Origin of the sequence: Vibrio sp. DW001 (genome assembly GCF_029016285.1) — a bacterium.
Classification (GTDB): domain Bacteria; phylum Pseudomonadota; class Gammaproteobacteria; order Enterobacterales; family Vibrionaceae; genus Vibrio.
Genome location: NZ_CP091975.1, coordinates 698,451 through 717,352 on the forward strand (window position 1 = coordinate 698,451; position 18,902 = coordinate 717,352).

The 18,902-nt window shown below is 43.2% G+C and carries 17 protein-coding genes and 1 other RNA gene; 13 read left to right on the forward strand and 5 right to left on the reverse strand.

What is annotated here, in order from left to right:
• Window positions 1–27: 27 nt before the first annotated feature.
• Window positions 28–395, reverse strand: a transfer-messenger RNA (tmRNA) gene (ssrA, locus tag L3V77_RS03420).
• A 252-nt stretch (window positions 396–647) separates the two neighbouring features.
• Between ssrA and L3V77_RS03425 the strand changes: the two genes are divergently transcribed.
• Together L3V77_RS03425 and pbpC are read left to right on the forward strand one after the other, a co-directional pair.
• Window positions 648–5,270: an MG2 domain-containing protein gene (locus L3V77_RS03425; RefSeq protein WP_275135738.1), complete on the forward strand. Its 4,623-nt coding sequence runs from the start codon at window positions 648–650 to the stop codon at window positions 5,268–5,270.
• 3 nt (window positions 5,271–5,273) lie between these two features.
• Window positions 5,274–7,430 (forward strand): penicillin-binding protein 1C, encoded by a 2,157-nt coding sequence (pbpC, locus tag L3V77_RS03430; protein ID WP_275135739.1) that lies wholly within the window; start codon window positions 5,274–5,276, stop codon window positions 7,428–7,430.
• Between the two features lie 56 nt (window positions 7,431–7,486).
• Here the strand turns inward: pbpC and smpB are convergent, their stop codons facing one another.
• Complete coding sequence (gene smpB / locus L3V77_RS03435; RefSeq protein ID WP_195702414.1) at window positions 7,487–7,972, reverse strand: SsrA-binding protein SmpB; 486 nt, start codon at window positions 7,970–7,972, stop codon at window positions 7,487–7,489.
• Window positions 7,973–8,089: 117 nt separating this feature from the next.
• On the opposite strand from smpB, the gene L3V77_RS03440 reads away from it, so the two are divergent.
• Together L3V77_RS03440 and L3V77_RS03445 are read left to right on the forward strand one after the other, a co-directional pair.
• Entirely contained in the window at window positions 8,090–8,518 is a 429-nt protein-coding gene (locus L3V77_RS03440; RefSeq protein ID WP_275135740.1) for an SRPBCC family protein, read from the forward strand.
• A gap of 5 nt (window positions 8,519–8,523) precedes the next feature.
• Window positions 8,524–8,883, forward strand: a complete 360-nt coding sequence (locus L3V77_RS03445; protein ID WP_275136682.1) for an RnfH family protein — start codon at window positions 8,524–8,526, stop codon at window positions 8,881–8,883.
• A gap of 250 nt (window positions 8,884–9,133) precedes the next feature.
• Here L3V77_RS03445 and bamE read toward each other — a convergent pair whose 3' ends face one another.
• On the reverse strand, window positions 9,134–9,493 hold the full coding sequence (gene bamE, locus L3V77_RS03450; RefSeq protein ID WP_275135741.1) for an outer membrane protein assembly factor BamE: 360 nt from the start codon (window positions 9,491–9,493) through the stop codon (window positions 9,134–9,136).
• Between the two features lie 46 nt (window positions 9,494–9,539).
• Between bamE and L3V77_RS03455 the strand changes: the two genes are divergently transcribed.
• On the forward strand, window positions 9,540–9,683 hold the full coding sequence (locus tag L3V77_RS03455) for a hypothetical protein (protein WP_275135742.1): 144 nt from the start codon (window positions 9,540–9,542) through the stop codon (window positions 9,681–9,683).
• Here the strand turns inward: L3V77_RS03455 and recN are convergent.
• Entirely contained in the window at window positions 9,680–11,341 is a 1,662-nt protein-coding gene (recN, locus tag L3V77_RS03460; protein WP_275135743.1) for a DNA repair protein RecN, read from the reverse strand. The genes L3V77_RS03455 and recN overlap by 4 nt on opposite strands.
• Before the next feature lie 145 nt (window positions 11,342–11,486).
• Window positions 11,487–12,371: an NAD(+) kinase gene (gene nadK, locus L3V77_RS03465; RefSeq protein ID WP_275135744.1), complete on the reverse strand. Its 885-nt coding sequence runs from the start codon at window positions 12,369–12,371 to the stop codon at window positions 11,487–11,489.
• Window positions 12,372–12,551: 180 nt separating this feature from the next.
• Here nadK and grpE point away from each other — a divergent pair, with 180 nt between their 5' ends.
• From grpE to L3V77_RS03505, 8 genes are all read left to right on the forward strand, one after another.
• Window positions 12,552–13,163 (forward strand): nucleotide exchange factor GrpE, encoded by a 612-nt coding sequence (gene grpE, locus L3V77_RS03470; protein WP_275135745.1) that lies wholly within the window; start codon window positions 12,552–12,554, stop codon window positions 13,161–13,163.
• Between the two features lie 273 nt (window positions 13,164–13,436).
• Window positions 13,437–15,356, forward strand: a complete 1,920-nt coding sequence (gene dnaK / locus L3V77_RS03475; RefSeq protein WP_275135746.1) for a molecular chaperone DnaK — start codon at window positions 13,437–13,439, stop codon at window positions 15,354–15,356.
• 184 nt (window positions 15,357–15,540) lie between these two features.
• Window positions 15,541–16,677, forward strand: coding sequence for a molecular chaperone DnaJ (gene dnaJ, locus L3V77_RS03480; RefSeq protein WP_275135747.1), 1,137 nt, complete (start codon window positions 15,541–15,543; stop codon window positions 16,675–16,677).
• Window positions 16,678–16,685: 8 nt separating this feature from the next.
• Window positions 16,686–16,844 (forward strand): hypothetical protein, encoded by a 159-nt coding sequence (locus L3V77_RS03485; protein ID WP_275135748.1) that lies wholly within the window; start codon window positions 16,686–16,688, stop codon window positions 16,842–16,844.
• Window positions 16,845–16,984: 140 nt separating this feature from the next.
• Window positions 16,985–17,479, forward strand: coding sequence for a prepilin-type N-terminal cleavage/methylation domain-containing protein (locus L3V77_RS03490; RefSeq protein ID WP_275135749.1), 495 nt, complete (start codon window positions 16,985–16,987; stop codon window positions 17,477–17,479).
• A complete protein-coding gene (locus tag L3V77_RS03495; RefSeq protein WP_275135750.1) occupies window positions 17,460–18,011 on the forward strand; it encodes a prepilin-type N-terminal cleavage/methylation domain-containing protein in 552 nt (183 codons plus the stop codon). Before L3V77_RS03490 ends, L3V77_RS03495 begins: the two co-directional genes overlap by 20 nt.
• A 2-nt stretch (window positions 18,012–18,013) precedes the next feature.
• On the forward strand, window positions 18,014–18,424 hold the full coding sequence (locus L3V77_RS03500) for a hypothetical protein (RefSeq protein WP_275135751.1): 411 nt from the start codon (window positions 18,014–18,016) through the stop codon (window positions 18,422–18,424).
• The gene (locus L3V77_RS03505) at window positions 18,411–18,836 is read left to right on the forward strand and encodes a prepilin-type N-terminal cleavage/methylation domain-containing protein (protein ID WP_275135752.1); all 426 of its coding nucleotides are present in this window, start codon (window positions 18,411–18,413) and stop codon (window positions 18,834–18,836) included. Before L3V77_RS03500 ends, L3V77_RS03505 begins: the two co-directional genes overlap by 14 nt.
• Window positions 18,837–18,902: the final 66 nt, after the last annotated feature.

The window sequence follows — 18,902 nt, forward strand, 5'->3', positions numbered from 1 at the left end:
CACCCGAAGGTGGCCTTTCCAATGCATTGGTGGAGCTGGCGGGAGTTGAACCCGCGTCCGAAAATCATTCATCATTGGTACTACATGCTTAGTCGATCTTTAATTTCACCAACTACCTGCGAACCGACACGCTAGTAACTGACTATCCTGAATTAGTATTCGCCCTTTTCCTCTCAGGAGGGAAAATCCGGGCTAGCTAGTTTGGGTTTGATCCCTTGTTGTTCCCCGTCTTACAAGCGGAAGCTAGGGCAAGAGAGCTCTTGGCAGGTTATTAAGCTGCTAGTGCGTAGTTTTCGTCGTTTGCGACTATTTTTTTGCGGCTTTTTAACGTGGCAAACCGCACCACGGCATGCACCTCAGACTTCAGAATTCCCGTCGAATCCTGGATCAGCCCCAAGTGGTTCACGTGCATAGTAACAGAAAAGTACGCACTGTCTAGTTTCCAGTGGTTAAGTGTCGAATGTTTGTTCGTATTTCAGATTGACGCAGTAAGTCTGCCTGTATATGGGGACTAAATATTCAACACTGTGTAGCATTTATTGTTCAAGTATTTGATAAATACTTGAAAGTTGAAGCAGATAATCAATACTGGACGTATAGATAACAATTGGTTAGCTGAAAAATTGATAACAAAAGGAAAGGAATAAATGAGTAATGTAAAATGGTGTCGTTCTCGCTCCTTATTCACAACTCTTATGTATTTGCAGCAGGTATTTAATACTGGGCTCGTTGCTGTACTTATAATGTTTTCTACTCTTTTTTCTTTGCCATCTTACGCACAGCAAACGCCAAGCATTACGGTTGTGGGAAATGGCCCCTTAGTGCCTCAATCGGCACGGCAATCCATTCCGATCAGTTACATGAATATGAACGTCGTCGATATTGAAATTCTAAAAGTGACCGACCCTAATGAGTTATTACAAAACTATTACCTACTTGATCGCCTTTCCGCGTGGGAATTGCGAGAAGTTCAGCATGCGTATAGCAGCGTATTTTCCGATCGCTATGAATTACCAAAAGCAGAGCAAGATGTATTAACTTCCGCAAGGATCCCTATTCCCCATACACTCTCATCCGGGTGGTATCTCGTGGTCGTCAAAGCGCCCGGTGACTATAGTGATTTTCAAGTAAAACATATGTTGCTTACCGATATTGGCATACAAGCAAGACTGAATTATCGTGAAGGTACATTGAGTGTTACTCGCCTATCAACCGGAGAAGCAGTGGAAGGGGCCGATGTTGGTCTAATGCAAGCCGGTGAATGGATAGAATCAAAACAGACTGACGAGAAAGGGTTAGTCCACTTTTCGAAAGAGATCATCGATACCGATATGGTGATTGTTTCTAAAGACGAAGAGTACTCAATGTTGCCTATGCGAGAGGTGCCTCTTGACCTTTCTGAGTTCAATATTGGTGGTCGCCAATACAGAGATTACGAAGCCTATTTATACAGTAACCGAGATCTTGTTAAACCGGGTGAGAACCTACCGATAAATATCTTATTAAGGGATAGTGATGGGCGAGCGGTTTCGTCTGAAGAGCGCGTTGATCAACTGTTCTTAACTGTCATTGACCCAGAAAAAAATGCGTTATTGCAACAAGCATTACTATCAACGTTTTCTGGTTATTATACTTATAATCTTCAAACATCAACCAATTGGCAAATGGGTAGGTACACCGTAGAGGTGCGTATAGACCCAAGTGAGCCTAACCCTATTAGCCAATACCATTTTCAACTAGAAGAGTTTGTACCAGAGAGAATGGATTTGCTTATCTCTGATTTCGCGCCATTTGTCGTGGCTGGGCAGAGTAATTCTGTAAATTTAGAAGGTCGATACCTGTTTGGAACCCCAGCAGCCGGTAATGTACTGAAAACAGAAATAACGTATCAGCCGGTACAACATTTTAACGGAAAATACCGCGATTTTTATGTAGGGAAGCGTTTTAACCTCGACCATTATTATCAAGAGCTTGATGATAAAAAACTGTCAGACCAAGGTACGTTGACGGTTAACCTACCAACACCAAAACAAAATACCTTGAAAGGGCCAGTTGAAGTTGAAGCCAATTTTGCTTTACAAGAGTCGGGTGGGGCAGCAATACAGAGAAAAGTGCTTTTTACCACATGGCGAGATAGCCTTATCCCTGCGATTAAACCTGCTTCAGATTCTTTCGCTTATCAAAGTGAAGCTGAGTTTGAAATCGCTTTACTTGCTGCCGATGGGCAGAGTCTTAGAGAGGGACGGGTAGAGGTGAGCTTAGAGTACAACCAAGGGCCGTATTATTGGGTGTATGAAGAGGGCAGCGGTTGGAGCCGTGAAGAACAGCAAGAATGGGTGAACATTTCCAAGAAAACAATAGAGTTGGCACAAGAAGCACAGAAAGTGAATTATGGCGTGGAGTGGGGAGACTATCGGTTAAAAGTGGTTGAACTTGCCCAAGGCACCGAATCGATATATCCATTTTACGCGGGTTGGTATCAGGGTAATCGCCAGATTAAAATGAAACCGGGTCATCTAAATATCACTACAGATAAACGTGGTTATAGTGAAGGTGATGGGCATTCAAACGTCACTGTTAATAGTCCAATGGCCGGTTCGTTACTGCTCACGCTTGAAGGTGATACGATGCTGTGGTCGCAGCGGGTTCAGGTTAAAAAAGGCGATGTGCAAATAGAAGTGCCGTTAGTCGATACTGAAGGTCGGCCACTTGAGCGACACGATATTTTTCTTACGGCGACGTTAACAGGAATATCTGGAGAAACACCTAAGCGTTACCTTGGTATTGTGCCTTTAAAGTTAGATCGTAATCAGCGGGAAATAGCACTTTCTATTGAACTGCCAGAGCGTATAGAGCCGATGAAAAAGCTCTCCATTCCTATCGAAGCTACAAATTTATCCATTGATACTCTAAGTGATACATGGGTAACCGTCTCGTTGGTTGATAAAGGCATCACCAACCTTACTCGATTTATGCCAACCGACCCGTATCATTACTTCTTTGACCAGCGTCGATACAGTGCTGATATTGTGGATCTCTATTCAAGGCTATACGAGTTAAGGCCGGACCCTTTTGCTCAATCTCGTTTCGGTAGCGATCTCAATAAAAGATTAGAGAATAGCAATGACGATTTAGTCGATAGTAAAACCATTGTATTAATGTCTCAACCCCACAAACTTATCGGCGGCAAAGTCGTTATTGAGCTAGATATCCCCGACTATAACGGCGAGGCTCAAGTAGTGGTGACCGCGTTTAACAATGAACAAGTTGGACAACTGGTTCAAGATAACACCATTAGTATGCCTGTGGTTGCCGAGCTGAGTGTCCCTCGCTTTGTGGTACCGGGTGATATCACTACAACAACTATCGATATTTTCAATAACAGTGGCAAAGATAAAACGTTCACGTTGGCGCTTGAGGCAAGCGAAAATGTAAGTGAAGCAGCCCCGTCGTATATCACATCCTTGTTTTCAAACGGTTCGTTATTTACGAAAAAACTCAGGTTAGATAACGGTGAACGATGGAGCCAAAATGTCGCATTTATTCTTGATTCAGATAACCTAACAGAGAGAGCGGTACTGCAACTCAAGGTAAGTGATTCATCTCAATCCACAAATATAGATCGTCAGTGGAGTATACCGATTCGTGCCTCTATGCCATGGGTGAGTCAGGCGAAGTCTATGAAGTTGTCTGCTAATCAATCGTACCGTGTGCCTGCCTCTTTATGGAATGGTATGTCCGTAGTTCAAGGTCTCAGTGGGGAAGTTCATATCAGTGCGAAACCCATATTAAGCGTGACAGAACAAGCGAAAGGGCTATTACGCTATCCTTATGGTTGCGCAGAACAAACAACGAGTAAAGCATGGCCATTTTTACTTGATCATCCTGAACTGCAAACCCTTCAAAATAGCGCGCTACAACAGCAATCGGAGTCTACTGATAAGCGAGAGCTCATTGCCGATGCGATTAGGCGTTTGAAGAATATGCAAAAAGAAAACGGGGGATTTGGGTTGTGGGATCGCTACGGACCTGAAGAGTATTGGCTTACTCTTTACATCACCGAGTTTTTGACAGAAGCCGAGCGTCTTTACCCTAATATTGCGCCACAAGGGATGTTAGAAGATGCCTACAGACGTATTCAACAATACCTTAATGATGACGATGATGAGTCGAACTTACTTTCCAAAGTTTATGCCGCTTATCTACTGAGTGAGCAAGGGTTAATCAGTTATAGCGATATCAATTACGGGCACGATACTAGTATATATAACACGGAGCTATCTCGGCTTCATCTCATTGCCACTTTCAATAATGTTGGGGCGACGAATACCGCCAAAATTGAATTAGAAAGTGTCAGAGCATCGCGAAATAATACTATCTATTACAATGATTATGGTTCCGATATTAGAGATTTATCCTTAGCGATATTGCTGCTAAATAACATCGCTAAAAATGAGGAATTAAGGAGCCTAGCACTCGCGCTTCAGGCCGACTACATTGAAGAAGTTGCAGCGAGTTCTGCAGAAAAGAACTGGTTAAGCACCCAAGAACGCGCGGCGTTATTAAGAGCCGCAGTGCTTACAGATCAAGAAAATAGTAGCCAGTTATTATCCGTTTCAATTGATGAAAAAGTACAGCAAAAAAACGGTAAAATCAGCCAGTTGCTTGACGAAAATATGGAGATAACCAATCAGGGTGAAGATCCTATCTATCTTAAGGTGTTGGCTCAAGGTTATATGCAAAACATCAAGTTTATAGAGCCAGATAATTCGTTCAATACCATCAAGGTAACGAAGAGTGACAAAGTAAACAGAAGTTGGCGTGTGAATGGTAAGTTGGTTGATGATGCTGATTCAGGAAAACCGTTTCACAAGGTAGTGAATATAGGCGATAGAGTCACGGTCAACCTTTGGTTAAAGCTAGATGAAACCATCAATAATGCGTTGATAGTGGACCGAATTCCCGCAGGTTTTGTGTTAGAGAACCCAAACCTTGGACAGGGTGTCACTATTGTCGAAGAGGAAGAAGAACAGCATAGCGATAGTCTCCATACAGAATATAGGCACGATCGATTTGTTGTCTCTACGCATTTAATTAAAGGAAAACAGTATCGATATGCCTATACTATGCGAGCTGAAGTGCAGGGGGAATACACCGTGCCACCTATCTATATCGAATCTATGTACCAACCAGAAAAACATTATATAGGTGGGCGATCCGTTTCAATTTCGCACCAGCAACACCGAGTCAGCATTAAGGCGTCGCAATAGGATATGCCACGTTTACGTCACCTATATTGCGGCTTGGTTATTGGCCTTGTGTTATTTACCGCGATTGTGGGAATGTTGAACCAATGGTATCCGTTGCCAGTGTTATATCCCAATGGTCATTCAACGGTGGTGACTTCTCGACATGGTGAGGTACTGCGATCATTTGCTAACCGAGAAGGTATACACAGCTATCAAGTATCATCCGATCATGTTGATGGTTTTTATCTAGATGCTTTACTAAATTACGAAGACCGCTGGTTTTACTATCATCCAGGTGTTAATCCATTGTCACTTATTAGAGCGACATGGCAATGGATTGACAATGGATATGTTGTCTCTGGTGGTTCGACGATTACTATGCAGGTCGCGCGACTTATTGACCCTCATTCGCGTTCTATTTTGGGAAAAATAAAGCAGGTATGGCGAGCTTTTCAAATAGAGTGGCGTTATAGCAAAGAAGAGATACTTAACTTATATCTTAACCTAGCGCCGTTTGGAGGAAATATTCAAGGTGTAGAGGCCGCATCGCTACGCTATTTCAATAAATCTGCAAAAAAACTCACCAAAAACGAAGCGGCGCTTTTGGTCGTATTACCACAACGTCCTTCATTAAATCGACCAGACAGATACGCTGAGCGCGCTAAAGCAATGAGAAATAAAGTGCTCGCGCGCCTGACTAAAAATGGCCTTATATCGGAAGAAGAATTTCAACTATTAGCGAAAGAATCGGCAAGGGTAAAGGAAGATGTGTTGCCTTTACTTGCTCCTTTGCTAAGTAGGAAATTGCAAAGAGAAAACCCAAAAAGTACCGTGATCACGACAACCATTGACTATGAACTTCAACAAAAAGTGACTAAGTTACTGTCACGTTTAAAGTATAGCCTACCAAGAAAAACGTCATCGGCGGTTGTGATTGTAAACAATAAGAACGCAGAGGTTCTTGCTTATCAAGGTTCGGTGGATTTTACCGACCAGCAACGATTCGCACACGTAGATATGGTACAAGCCATTCGTTCGCCGGGCTCGACACTCAAACCTTTCATCTACGGCCTCGCGTTAGACCTTGGCATTATTCACAGTGAGAGCTTACTTAGTGATATTCCATCATCGTTTTCTGGCTATAAACCGAACAATTTAAGTGGCGAATTTGTTGGTGCTGTGAGTGTAAGTAATGCACTAAAACTTTCGCTTAATGTTCCGGCGATTCAAGTGTTCAATCGTGTTACTCCAGAAGTGTTTGATGAAAGACTGGCTCAAGCGGGTATTCATCTTCAACATAAACAAGCGAACCTGAGTGTTGGCCTTGGCGGCACAGGGACGAACTTAATGGTTTTAGCGAGCTTGTATCGTTCGTTAGCAAATCATGGGCAAGTGAATGATTTGAGATTGGTGAAGGATCAGCCATTGAGTAATGCAAAACCATTACTCAGCGATGCAAGCAGTTGGATTATCTTTGACACGTTAAGTGACCTCAGCGCTCCGGATAGAGTGGTGCCAAGCGCGAGAAGAAAAATAGCATGGAAAACAGGAACCAGTTACGGTTATCGCGACTTTTGGTCTGTAGGAGTTAGCTCTGATTATACCGTGGCGGTATGGGTTGGTCGACCTGATGCAAGCCCGTTAGTCGGCTATCTTGGAGCCACTCAAGCGGCTCCAATAATGTTTGATGTGTTTGATTTGTTACCAAGGGATATAAGTAAGATTAAACAACCCGCTTTAGTGAGTAAGGTGCTAACTTGCTGGCCAAGTGGACGGTCTTATGCCAGTAGTGTGAATGGGTCTTGTCTAAGAAAGACGCAAAGTCTAACCATTAATCGATTAACGCCACCTAGTATGCAGACTAATGGGCGTTTTGTTATAGGTGATCGGTGGCCAGAAGCGCTCAATACATGGCAAAAGCAGCATTCGATACTCGTAGATAGTGTTCAACAAGCTAAAATTGCCATTACCAGCCTGCGAACGGGTCAACATTATTATCAATCGCAACTGGGGTCTTTGCCGTTAACCGTAAACAGTGAAAGGAAAGAGGTTCGATGGTTTGTTAATCATCAACCGTATTTTAAGAAAAAACTCGTTCTTGCTGAGTATAATAACGAGGTTAAGATAAGTGCATGTGTGAAAATGATTTGCGATCAAAAAGTTATTCACGTGCATGAATAAAAATAGAGTGCCGCTCTTGGAGAGTGGTACTCTATTTCACGTCAAAACGAAAATGGTTAGCGCAACTTGCTCTTCATAATCCGAGCTTTATCGCGTGCCCAATCTTTTTCTCTCATATCAGTGCGTTTATCGTGAAGTTTTTTACCCTTCGCCACACCAACTTTGATTTTGACCCAAGAACGCGACCAATAGAGTGTTAATGCGGCAAGTGTCATGCCTTCTCTGTTGATTCGTCCAAACAGGTTGTCCAGCTCTTTTCTAGAAAGCAAAAGTTTGCGGACACGAGTCGGGTTAGCAACAACATGCGTTGATGCCTGATTTAAAGGGGTAATGGTCATCCCGCTGATAAAGGCTTCGCCGTCTCGCATAAAGACATAGCTTTCTGCGATATTAACTTTACCTTGACGGAGTGATTTTACTTCCCAGCCTTGAAGCTCCAAGCCAGCTTCTACTTCATCATCGATAAAGTATTCGTGGCGAACTTTCTTATTTTGAGCAATTGTATTGCTCGTAGTTTTGGATTTTGAATTTTTCTTTGCCATAATGGCGCTATTATACGGATTGACCCTCTATTGGGGAAACCTTATTTTTACTTTCCGCGTTGATAAATAATAATAATCCTTGTCGTTAGATGAGTAATAGATGTTACGAGAAAATTTATGCCACAAGTTAGACGCTCAGCACTCGTCTCTTTCAGTGCAAAGCAGATGTACGATCTCGTCAATGACGTAGACAAGTACCCAGAGTTTTTGCCTGGTTGCTCAGGTTCAAAAATACTTGAGAAGAGCGACGACGCGATGAAAGCGTCGGTCGATGTATCGAAAGCCGGTATTAGTAAAACCTTTACCACTATTAATCGCTTAACTAAAGATACCGTCATTATGATGGAGTTGGTCGATGGGCCGTTCAAATCTTTAAAAGGCGGTTGGTATTTTACCATGCTAGATGAGTACGCTTGTAAGGTAGAGCTCAAGCTGGATTTTGAGTTTTCTAGTCGGCTTATTGAAATCGCATTTGGTAAAATATTTAATGATTTAACGAATAATATGGTCAACTCTTTTACTCAAAGAGCGAAACAAGTTTATTAGTTGACCTGAACAAGGAGATATCCCGAGTGATTCATGTAGAAGTGGTGTATGCCCTACCAGACGAACAGCGTGTGCTTACTCAGCTAGTGAGTAAGGAGCTAACGGTAGAAGAGATAATAAATCATTCTGGAATATTGGAGCTGTATCCCGAGATCGATCTTAAAAAGAACAAAGTGGGCGTATTTAGTCGCAATGTAAAATTGGACGCCACCGTTCGAGATAAGGACCGAATAGAGATCTACCGGCCATTGTTGGCCGACCCTAAAGAGATTCGGCGTAAAAGGGCTGAACAAGCAAAAGCAAAAGGTAATGCGGATCCTGTGACCGGTGGTAAGCTAAATGAGTCTCGAAAAAAAGCAGTGTAAGCAACTCCTTCTAACCGCTATTTTACGATAGATGTGACGATATAAATAAAAAAAATACTTGCGCGTAATGCTGTTCGGTTAAGGTTATTTATACCTTTTTCTCTAACGAAACCAATGTCATCTCCACGAAAGTGGAGATCTAAATTTATCCAGATTCCCGTTTTCACGGGAATGACGAGGGGTTAGGGTACTGACCGAACGGCATTACACTTGCGCGGGGGTAGTGTTATTTATTTAAATAGCCTATTGTCTAGTTTAAGCCTTCGAAAAACTCTTCACCAGTAGGGAAGTCTCCCTCAACACCAAGCAAAGTCCCAGTATCACTAAAGCTAACAAAAAGGTTTTTCTGGATAGGATCGCTATGGCCTTTTTGATGGTGATAAATGTAATACCACGTATTTGGGTATCCATTTTCTACCAGCATAGGCGAGCCCATCACATAACGAACTTGTTCTTTCGTCATGCCAAACTTTAATTGATCGACCGCTTGTTGCTCAATGTAATTACCTTGATTGATATCTATCCGGTAAACTAATTTTTCTGCCAGAGAACAGCCTGTAAGCATTGTTAAGGCTAGAGGAACGGCAACTAACCATTTCTTAAATCGCATAGTTGGAAATTCTTTATTAATAAATATATTCGCTAAAACTCGCCAGATGATAAACAAGGTTGGCCGAGAAGTAAAAGAGGTATTACCTCAAGTTGAATATAAGACCGCGAAATTTGCGATTGGTTGCAAAAAAGTGGTTGAGAAAAAAGTGCTCGCAACGAAACAGACCAATGATCACACTACATACTAAGCCGCTAATAGTTCTTTTGCATTTGCTATGGTGGATTCCGTAATCTGGCTGCCACCAAGTAAGCGCGCTAACTCAGAGACGCGTTGTTCTTCGTTTAGTGAATTCATCTGTGTTTCAGTTTTGCCTGCTTTGGTCTGTTTGGCTACAAACAGCTGTTGATGACCACAACCGGCAACCTGCGGTAGATGCGTAACACAAAGGACTTGGGTCGATTCACCTAATGTACGTAGCATTTTGCCTACTACTGCTGCTGTTGGTCCGCTTATGCCTACATCCACCTCATCAAATATCAGGCTTGGTGTATCCACTTTTTGAGCCGTGATAACCTGAATCGCCAATGAAATACGTGATAACTCGCCACCAGAGGCCACTTTAGCAATAGGCTGCAATGGTTGACCTGGGTTGGTAGAAACCAAGAATGTGACGTAGTCGATACCAAGTGGCGTGGTGCGGCTATGATCTTGCTCTATGTTGATATTGAATTTGGCTTTTTCCATGCTGAGTTCATGCATGCTATGACTAATGAGCTTGTTGAGCTCTTTTGCATAACGGCTTCTGGACTTGCTCAGCTTTTCTGCACTAGTAATGAATTTTTGGTGCATAGCTTCGACCTCTTTTGCTACGGCTTCTAGCCTTTCATCCGAGCAGTCAAGATCGTCTATTTGCTTAAGCAAGTCTTGGTGGTGGGTATATAAGTCATCGGCCAATACATGATGTTTACGAGAAATAGACATCACTTTTGAAAAGCGTTCTTCAACATAGACCATTCTTTCTGGATTGATGTCGACAGTTTCTAGGTAGTGGCGTAGTTCGCTGCTGGCTTCCTCAACCTGAATAATGGCCTCGTTCAACATGGAAGGTAGCGTGCTCAATGAGCTATCTAGATCTGCCAGATCGATGAGAACTTGGTTTGTTGATTGGAGAAGTTGTAAGGCATTCACCTCTTCACCTTCATACAACGTGTGGATCGCCGATTGGCAGCTAGAGGCGAGCTCGCCACTATTGGATAGACGTTTGTGTTCTTGTTCGAGCTCTACAAACTCATTTTCGCCAAGAGAGAGCTCATTCAACTCTTTGATTTGGTATTCCAAAAGCAGTTTTTGCGCCTGGTTTTCTTGGCTGTTCTGTGTTAGTTCATCTAATTGATTTTTAACCAGACGCCACGCTTGATAATGGCTACGAGATTTATTGATTAATTCTGAATGCCCTGCATATTGATCCAACATAGACAGTTGATAATCGCTCTTCATCAATTGATGATGCGCATGCTGACCATGGATGTTGATCAGGTTTTGTCCAAGAGATTTTAACTGAGAAAGAGGGACAGGACTGCCGTTAATAAAGGCTCTTGAACGACCGTCTTTAGTGATAATACGACGAAGTATGCACTCACTTCCGTCAAGCAATTCATTGTCTTCTAACCAGCGCGTTGCATGAAGGTTATTGTCGAGCTGAAAGGACGCGCACACCTCGGTTTTTTCTTCACCTTGACGTACCATTCCGGCCTCTGCTCTGTCACCAAGGCATAAGCCGAGTGCATCAATCGCAATAGACTTACCTGCGCCTGTTTCACCAGTAATGGTTGTCATTCCAGTAGAAAGCTCTAGCTGAAGAGACTTAACGATCGCAAAATTATTAACACTTAAATGAGCCAGCATTTTAGTAACCCTGTATGAATGAACAACACTGTATAAAGAGACAGTATATACTGTTTCTTTATACAGTAAAGTTATCAGAGTGACTTTTTTGTGAGCGATTCTGTGTTTTTGAGATCTGAATTGTGCGTTAACTGTTCGCTACACCTTAGAACAGTTTGCTAGACCACCCAAGTTTATTACGAAGGACGTGGTAATAGCTGTAGTCTTCGGGGTGTATTAGTCGAAGTTTATCGGGGCTTTGAAATATGATCACTTCGTCACCCGGTGATACAGGCAAGGAGACTTGTCCATCACAGCTTATTTCTTGAATGCCTCTGTTGTCTGGAGAAACCATCAGTTTCACCTTGCTATTGCCGTCGACAACCAAGGGTCGGCTAGACAAAGTATGTGGGAACATAGGCACAATAGAAATGGCATTGAGGCTGGGCGAGAGAATGGGGCCGCCACCAGAAAGGGAATAGGCTGTTGAACCTGTCGGAGTGGAAACAATCAGGCCGTCAGAACGCTGAGAAAAGGCAAAGGTATCATCGATATAGACTTCAAATTCAATCATACGAGCAATCTTACCCGGGTGAAGAACCACTTCATTTAACGCGGTATTATGGCTTTTCAGTTGACCATCTCGATATACCTCTGCTTCTAGAAGAAAACGCTCTTCTTCAACGAACTGCCCGTTAAGTACTTTTTGCAACGGTTCTTTAAATTCTTCAGGATCAAGATCGGTCAGAAAACCGAGATTACCACGGTTTACACCGATAACAGAGATATCAAAACGGGAGAGAAGTCTTGCGGCACCAAGCATATTTCCGTCACCACCTACGGCAATGGCGAGGTCCGCTTTTGACCCAATATCGACTAAGCTTGTAAAAAATTGGTCTTCGATATCATCAAGAATATCACGAAGACGATCATCAATAACGGCGTTATAACCCTCAGAGACAAGCCAATGGAACAAATCTTTATGAGTTTGTACAGCTTTGTGATCTCTTGGTTTTCCAATTATGCCAATGGTTTTAAAAGGCTTTTTCATGAAGATAATCCAATTAAAGATGAAAGGACGCGTTTAGCGCTTGAATCATTAATATCAGTCCCCATAATAAAGGCAACTAAATCAAATACGCGAGTGTTTTATTTAAGTTTAGATGTCCGCGTCTCTTAAATTGATAACAAGACTTGCGTTAGAAACTAAATTCCGAAGTTTGGAGAAAGCATGAGTAACAAAGAAAACAAAATTGACCAAGAAGAACTAAATCAAGAAGCAGTAGAGCAGGAACTCGATTCCGATGTGGATGCTGTGGGTACCGATGGCGATATTGATTGGAATGAGACCGATGCAATTGATGAAGAAGAATCAAAGATTGCACAATTAGAAGCCGCACTACTTCAAAGTGAAATGCGAGTGAAAGAACAGCAAGAGTCCGTTCTACGCGCAAAAGCAGAAGTAGAGAACATGCGTCGCCGTTCTGAACAGGAAATGGATAAAGCACGTAAATACGCGTTGAATAAATTTGCTGAAGAACTATTACCGGTTATCGATAACCTAGAGCGCGCTATTCAAGCTGCTGATGTTGAGAATGAAGCGGTGAAACCTTTAGTTGAAGGTATTGAGCTAACGCATAAGACATTTACAGACACTGTGGCTAAGTTTGGTCTTAAAGAGATTAATCCAGAAGGCGAGGCGTTTAACCCTGAATATCATCAAGCGATGTCAATTCAAGAGAGTGCCGACCATGAACCAAACAGTGTCATGTTTGTGATGCAAAAAGGTTACGAGTTAAACGGACGAGTTATTCGTCCTGCAATGGTGATGGTTTCTAAATAACCTTCCTTCGGGATGCGACTTGTCCTGAATGCCGCTTAGATTAGCTGGGTAGTAATCAATGGATGAACGGGGTGCTTTTGGGCAACCCGTTTTTTTGAATAAAAGAAAATGGTGAATGTTTTTTTTATTCTATCCCTTGAAAAGCGATTCAATGCCCTTATCTAAGGTGCAGACACAAAACAAACATTTGGAGATAGGGGGTTGAATCCCTATTCTCCGTCCCCATTTAATGGGATATAGAAATTGAATAACTGAATTTTCGGAGATAGTCTGATGGGTAAGATCATTGGTATTGATTTAGGTACTACTAATTCATGTGTTGCTGTATTAGATGGCGACGCACCACGCGTAATAGAAAATGCTGAAGGTGAGCGTACAACGGCTTCCGTTATCGCTTATACAGATGGCGAAACGTTAGTAGGTCAACCTGCTAAGCGTCAAGCGGTTACTAACCCGCAAAATACAGTATTTGCGATCAAACGTCTGATCGGTCGTCGTTTTGAAGACGAAGAAGTTCAGCGTGATATCAAAATCATGCCATTCAAGATTGTTAAGGCTGATAACGGTGATGCTTGGGTTGAAGCACAAGGCCAAAAAATGGCTGCACCGCAAATTTCTGCAGAAATTCTGAAGAAAATGAAAAAGACAGCTGAAGATTTCCTAGGCGAAGAAGTCACTGGCGCGGTTATCACTGTTCCTGCTTACTTTAACGATGCTCAGCGTCAAGCGACGAAAGATGCAGGCCGTATTGCTGGTCTAGAAGTTAAACGTATCATTAACGAACCAACTGCAGCGGCTCTAGCCTATGGCCTAGACAAAAAAGGCGGCGATCGCACTATTGCTGTTTATGACCTTGGTGGTGGTACATTTGATATCTCTATCATCGAAATTGATGAAGTTGAAGGCGAGAAAACGTTCGAAGTACTTGCAACGAATGGTGATACTCACCTAGGTGGCGAAGACTTTGATAACCGTCTGATCAACTACTTAGTAGACGAATTCAAAGCAGACCAAGGTATCGATCTTAAAAACGATCCACTTGCAATGCAACGTGTTAAAGAAGCGGCTGAGAAAGCGAAAATCGAACTGTCTTCAGCGCAACAAACGGACGTCAACTTACCTTATGTTACTGCGGATGCGACTGGTCCTAAGCACATGAACATTAAAGTGACTCGTTCGAAACTAGAAGCACTAGTAGAAGACCTAGTTCAACGTACTCTAGAGCCTCTAAAAGTTGCTCTAGCAGATGCAGACCTTTCTGTTGGTGACATCAACGACGTAATCATCGTTGGTGGTCAGACTCGTATGCCTATGGTTCAAGCTAAAGTTGCGGAGTTCTTTGGTAAAGAAGCACGTCGTGATGTAAACCCTGATGAAGCCGTTGCCATGGGTGCAGCAGTTCAAGGTGGTGTACTTGCTGGTGAAGTTAAAGACGTTCTACTTCTAGACGTTACTCCTCTGTCTCTTGGTATTGAGACAATGGGCGGTGTAATGACTAAGCTTGTTGAAAAGAACACAACTATCCCAACAAAAGCGAACCAAGTTTTCTCAACGGCAGAAGATAACCAAAACGCGGTTACTATCCACGTTCTTCAAGGTGAGCGTAAGCAAGCGACATACAACAAATCTCTAGGTCAATTTAACTTAGAAGGTATTCAGCCTGCGCCACGTGGTATGCCCCAAGTTGAAGTAACATTCGACCTTGATGCTGATGGTATCCTTCACGTATCTGCGAAAGATAAGTCAACAGGTAAAGAGCAGAAGATTACTATCCAAGCTTCTGGTGGCCTAAGCGACGAAGATATCGAGAAAATGGTACAAGAAGCAGAAGCGAACAAAGAAACGGATAAGAAGTTTGAAGAGCTTGTGAAGACTCGTAACCAAGCGGATCAGATGATTCACGGTACTCAGAAGCAAATCGAAGAAGCAGGTGATGCGCTTCCAGCTGAAGAGAAAGAGAAAATAGAAGCAGCAATCAAAGAGCTAGAAGAAGTGAAGAATGGCGACGATAAAGAAGCTATCGACACGAAGGTTCAAGCCCTAATGACCGCCGCTCAAAAACTGATGGAAATCGCTCAACAGCAAGCACAAGCGCAAGCTGGTGAAGGCGAAGAAGCGGGCCAACAACAAGCGCAAGATGACGATGTTGTTGACGCCGAGTTTGAAGAAGTTAAAGAAGACGACAAAAAATAATTGAAGTGATTTCTTTCTCTTGTAAGGAGGAAGAAATCAAAGAATTATTTGTAGTCTCAATATATGTTGCGGGCGTTGGAGTTTTCTCTTTCGCCCGTAAATTTGTAAATAATGAATCTAACTAGATAATGGTTTATCGCCATTTTCTAGTTAGATTTGAAGCAAGTAAACGGTATTTGAAAACATGTCAAAACGTGATCTTTACGAAGTCTTAGGCGTAAGCCGTGAAGCCTCAGAGCGAGATATTAAAAAGGCGTATAAGCGTCTTGCGATGAAATTCCATCCCGATAGAAATCAGGATGATGATCAGGCTGGCGAAAAGTTTAAAGAAGTAAAAGAAGCGTATGAAATCTTAACCGATCCCCAGAAAAAAGCGGCCTATGATCAATATGGTCATGCTGCTTTTGAACAAGGTGGTATGGGTGGCGGCGGCGGCCAAGGTGGTGATTTCGGCGATATCTTTGGTGATGTGTTTGGTGACATTTTCGGCGGAGGCCGTCGTGGTGGAGGTCAAGCGCGTGCTCAACGTGGTGCTGATCTTCGCTATAATATGGAACTCTCTTTAGAAGATGCCGTTCGTGGTTGCGAAAAAGAGATTGAAGTACCGACTCTTGTAGAGTGTGAAGTTTGTGACGGTTCTGGCGCGAAGAAAGGTTCGAGCGCGCATACATGTGCAACCTGTCATGGTCACGGCCAAGTGCAGATGCGCCAAGGTTTCTTTGCTGTTCAACAAACGTGCCCAACCTGTAACGGTAAAGGCAAAACAATCAAAGACCCATGTAATTCATGTCATGGTCAAGGTCGTAAGCAGAAAACCAAAACACTTAACGTTAAGATCCCCGCTGGTGTGGACACAGGTGATCGCATTCGCCTATCAGGCGAAGGTGAAGCTGGAGAACAAGGTGCACCAACAGGTGATTTGTACGTTCAGGTTCATGTACGCGAGCACAACATCTTTGAACGTGAAGGCAACAACCTCTATTGCGAAGTACCAGTGAGTTTTGCTCAAGCAGCACTCGGTGGCGAAGTTGAAGTACCTACACTCGATGGCCGTGTAAACCTTAAGGTGCCAGAAGAGACACAAACGGATCGCTTATTCCGCATGCGTGGAAAAGGTGTGAAAGGCGTTCGTGGTGGCGGTATTGGCGACCTTATTGTGAAGCTGGTTATTGAAACGCCAGTCAAACTCAGTTCGCGTCAAAAAGAGCTGTTAAAAGAGTTCGAAGAGACGTGTGGTGGTGATGCTGCCAATAAGCACAAGCCTAAATCAGAAGGTTTCTTCAACGGCGTTAAGAAGTTTTTTGATGACTTAACCAATTAAGTAGATGAATGAGATTAACACTGGTACCTAGTTCGATAGGTACCATCACGTTAAGACTCGCGATAAAAGCCACTCACCGCAGTGGCTTTTTTGTGCCTAAATTTCGACAAGTATTTGCGGGTGAAATCTCTCGCCCTAAGATAAACAGACAGTGGTTCCAGCTATAGTTCTGAACTCCCTCCAAAATGTGTTTTCTTCGTTTAAACGTTTCAATTTTAGTTGTTAGCATCACGCCATGCATATTGTCATGCCAAGCGAAATCAGTTTGTGAACGATGACTTTTTTCGCTTGGTACTAGGAGTTATTGATGAATCGAGGATTTACCTTAGTCGAACTTCTTGTTGTTCTTTCCGTATCGAGTGTTTTGTTGTCCGTCGCCTTGCCTAACGTTCAGTTGTTTTATCAAAACTATCAACTCAGGCAGCGGGCTGTGGAGCTGAAAAGCTTTTTCAGTCAAGCTCGAGTAGAAGCACTGACGAGACGGCAAGATCTCTGGGTACGGTATTCGGAGGGTGAAGGAGGAAGTGTGAATGGTTGGCGCTTGTCTTTGGTGCAGCATAACCGAGTGACCGGTGACGATAATGAAATTGCGTCTACTCAAGGGGAGGGCACCCCGCTTTCTCCCTCTTGGACATCAATAAAACTGGATGGCAGAACAGGACGGGTATTAGAAAACGGTTATCTATTGATAGGCGATAAAGCGGCGAATCGCACCTCATTGAAACTGATTACACACCATATTACCGGGCGAGTGAGGATATGCGCTATTGGGGAGCAATTTTATGGCTATTCAAAATGTTAGTGGAATAAGAGCACTAAAACGCACCAATGTACGTGGGTTCACCTTAGTTGAGACGCTTGTGACGAGTGCGTTAACGGCGTTAGCGATGACCACTTTAACCTCTATCACGATTGCGAGTAGTTCTGCCGCTCAGAAGGAGATTCGATTACTTCTTCTGCACAGTACGGTTTCTGATTCATTGCGCTTTATTCAGGATGATCTTAGAAGAGCGAGCAAGATAATAAGCTCAGAGTCAGAACTGAGCTACGTCTATCGAGAGGGTGACGAGGTTATCTATTCCGTGTTTAAAGCCGATAGCAAAGAGAAGAAACTTAAATATTGTTCCTACAAGGTAACGAACTCATCCATCAATAATCAGTGCCATCCCTTCTATTCAGTGTTTGATCAGACTCAGATCCGTCTGGTTAGCTTTGTGGTCAAAGAAACGCAGATGAGTGGTGTTGAACCCGCCTTAATTGAGCTATCACTGACGGCTTCCTTGGTTGATATTGAGGCCCAATGTAACCTGGCGATAAGCGTGGCAATGCGATGAGAATGAAACAGAAAGGGATAGCGGTATTGATACTGTGTCACTTTTTTCTATTAGCGGCACTTGCTTTGTCTATGGCTAGCTATTCTGGCGTGTTTACGCAGTATAAAAGGGGACAAAGTGAGATTGAGTACCGTAAAAGGTTTTGGCTGGCCGAGGCGGGGTTAGAATGTGCTTTCGCCCTGTTCGCGAGTCAGTCGGTAACGAAATCAATGGCAATAGATAAACAGGTAAGCGAATGCAGCCTACCGTTTTCTGTTGAGGTGACGTGGGTTTTGGACACTGGAAAAAGTGATAAACAATATTCAATAACCTCGACGGTAGGAAGCCTGTCACTTTACCGTCAATTACTGGTTAGTGAAAAGCCTAAGTATCGCGTCGAGTGGGTGGCAGGGAGCTGGCGTGATTTTAAATAAGCAGGTTCGTGGATTTGGGCTGATGGAAGTGCTTATCGTCATGCTCCTTATTTCGTTTTCTATCTTAGGGTTAGCCCAGCTTCAAATAAACACACTGAGAAGTGCTCGGCTGGCCCAACGACAACAAGAGGCATTGTACCTCGCTGAATCTACATTAGAGCAATTGCGTTTAAAGGGTGGCAGCTTAGAAAGCCGTGTTCAATTCTCTAAAATGACTCTGCTTCCAAAAACGGTCGAGGTATTAAAAACGAGGGAAAGCCAACGATTTACGGTGACGTCAACAATCACGGACCTAGAGACCATTTCAGGCCTCAAACAGCTTGAAGTTGAGGTTAACTGGCGCGGTGTCTCGGGTGAAATTCGTCGCTTAATCTTGAAAAGTGCGCGATACAATACCGATGCCTCTAAATAACAGGTCAGATGAATGGTGTTCGCACAGAGACGCCTTGGGTGCTTGGCGGAAACGAACTCATTTTAA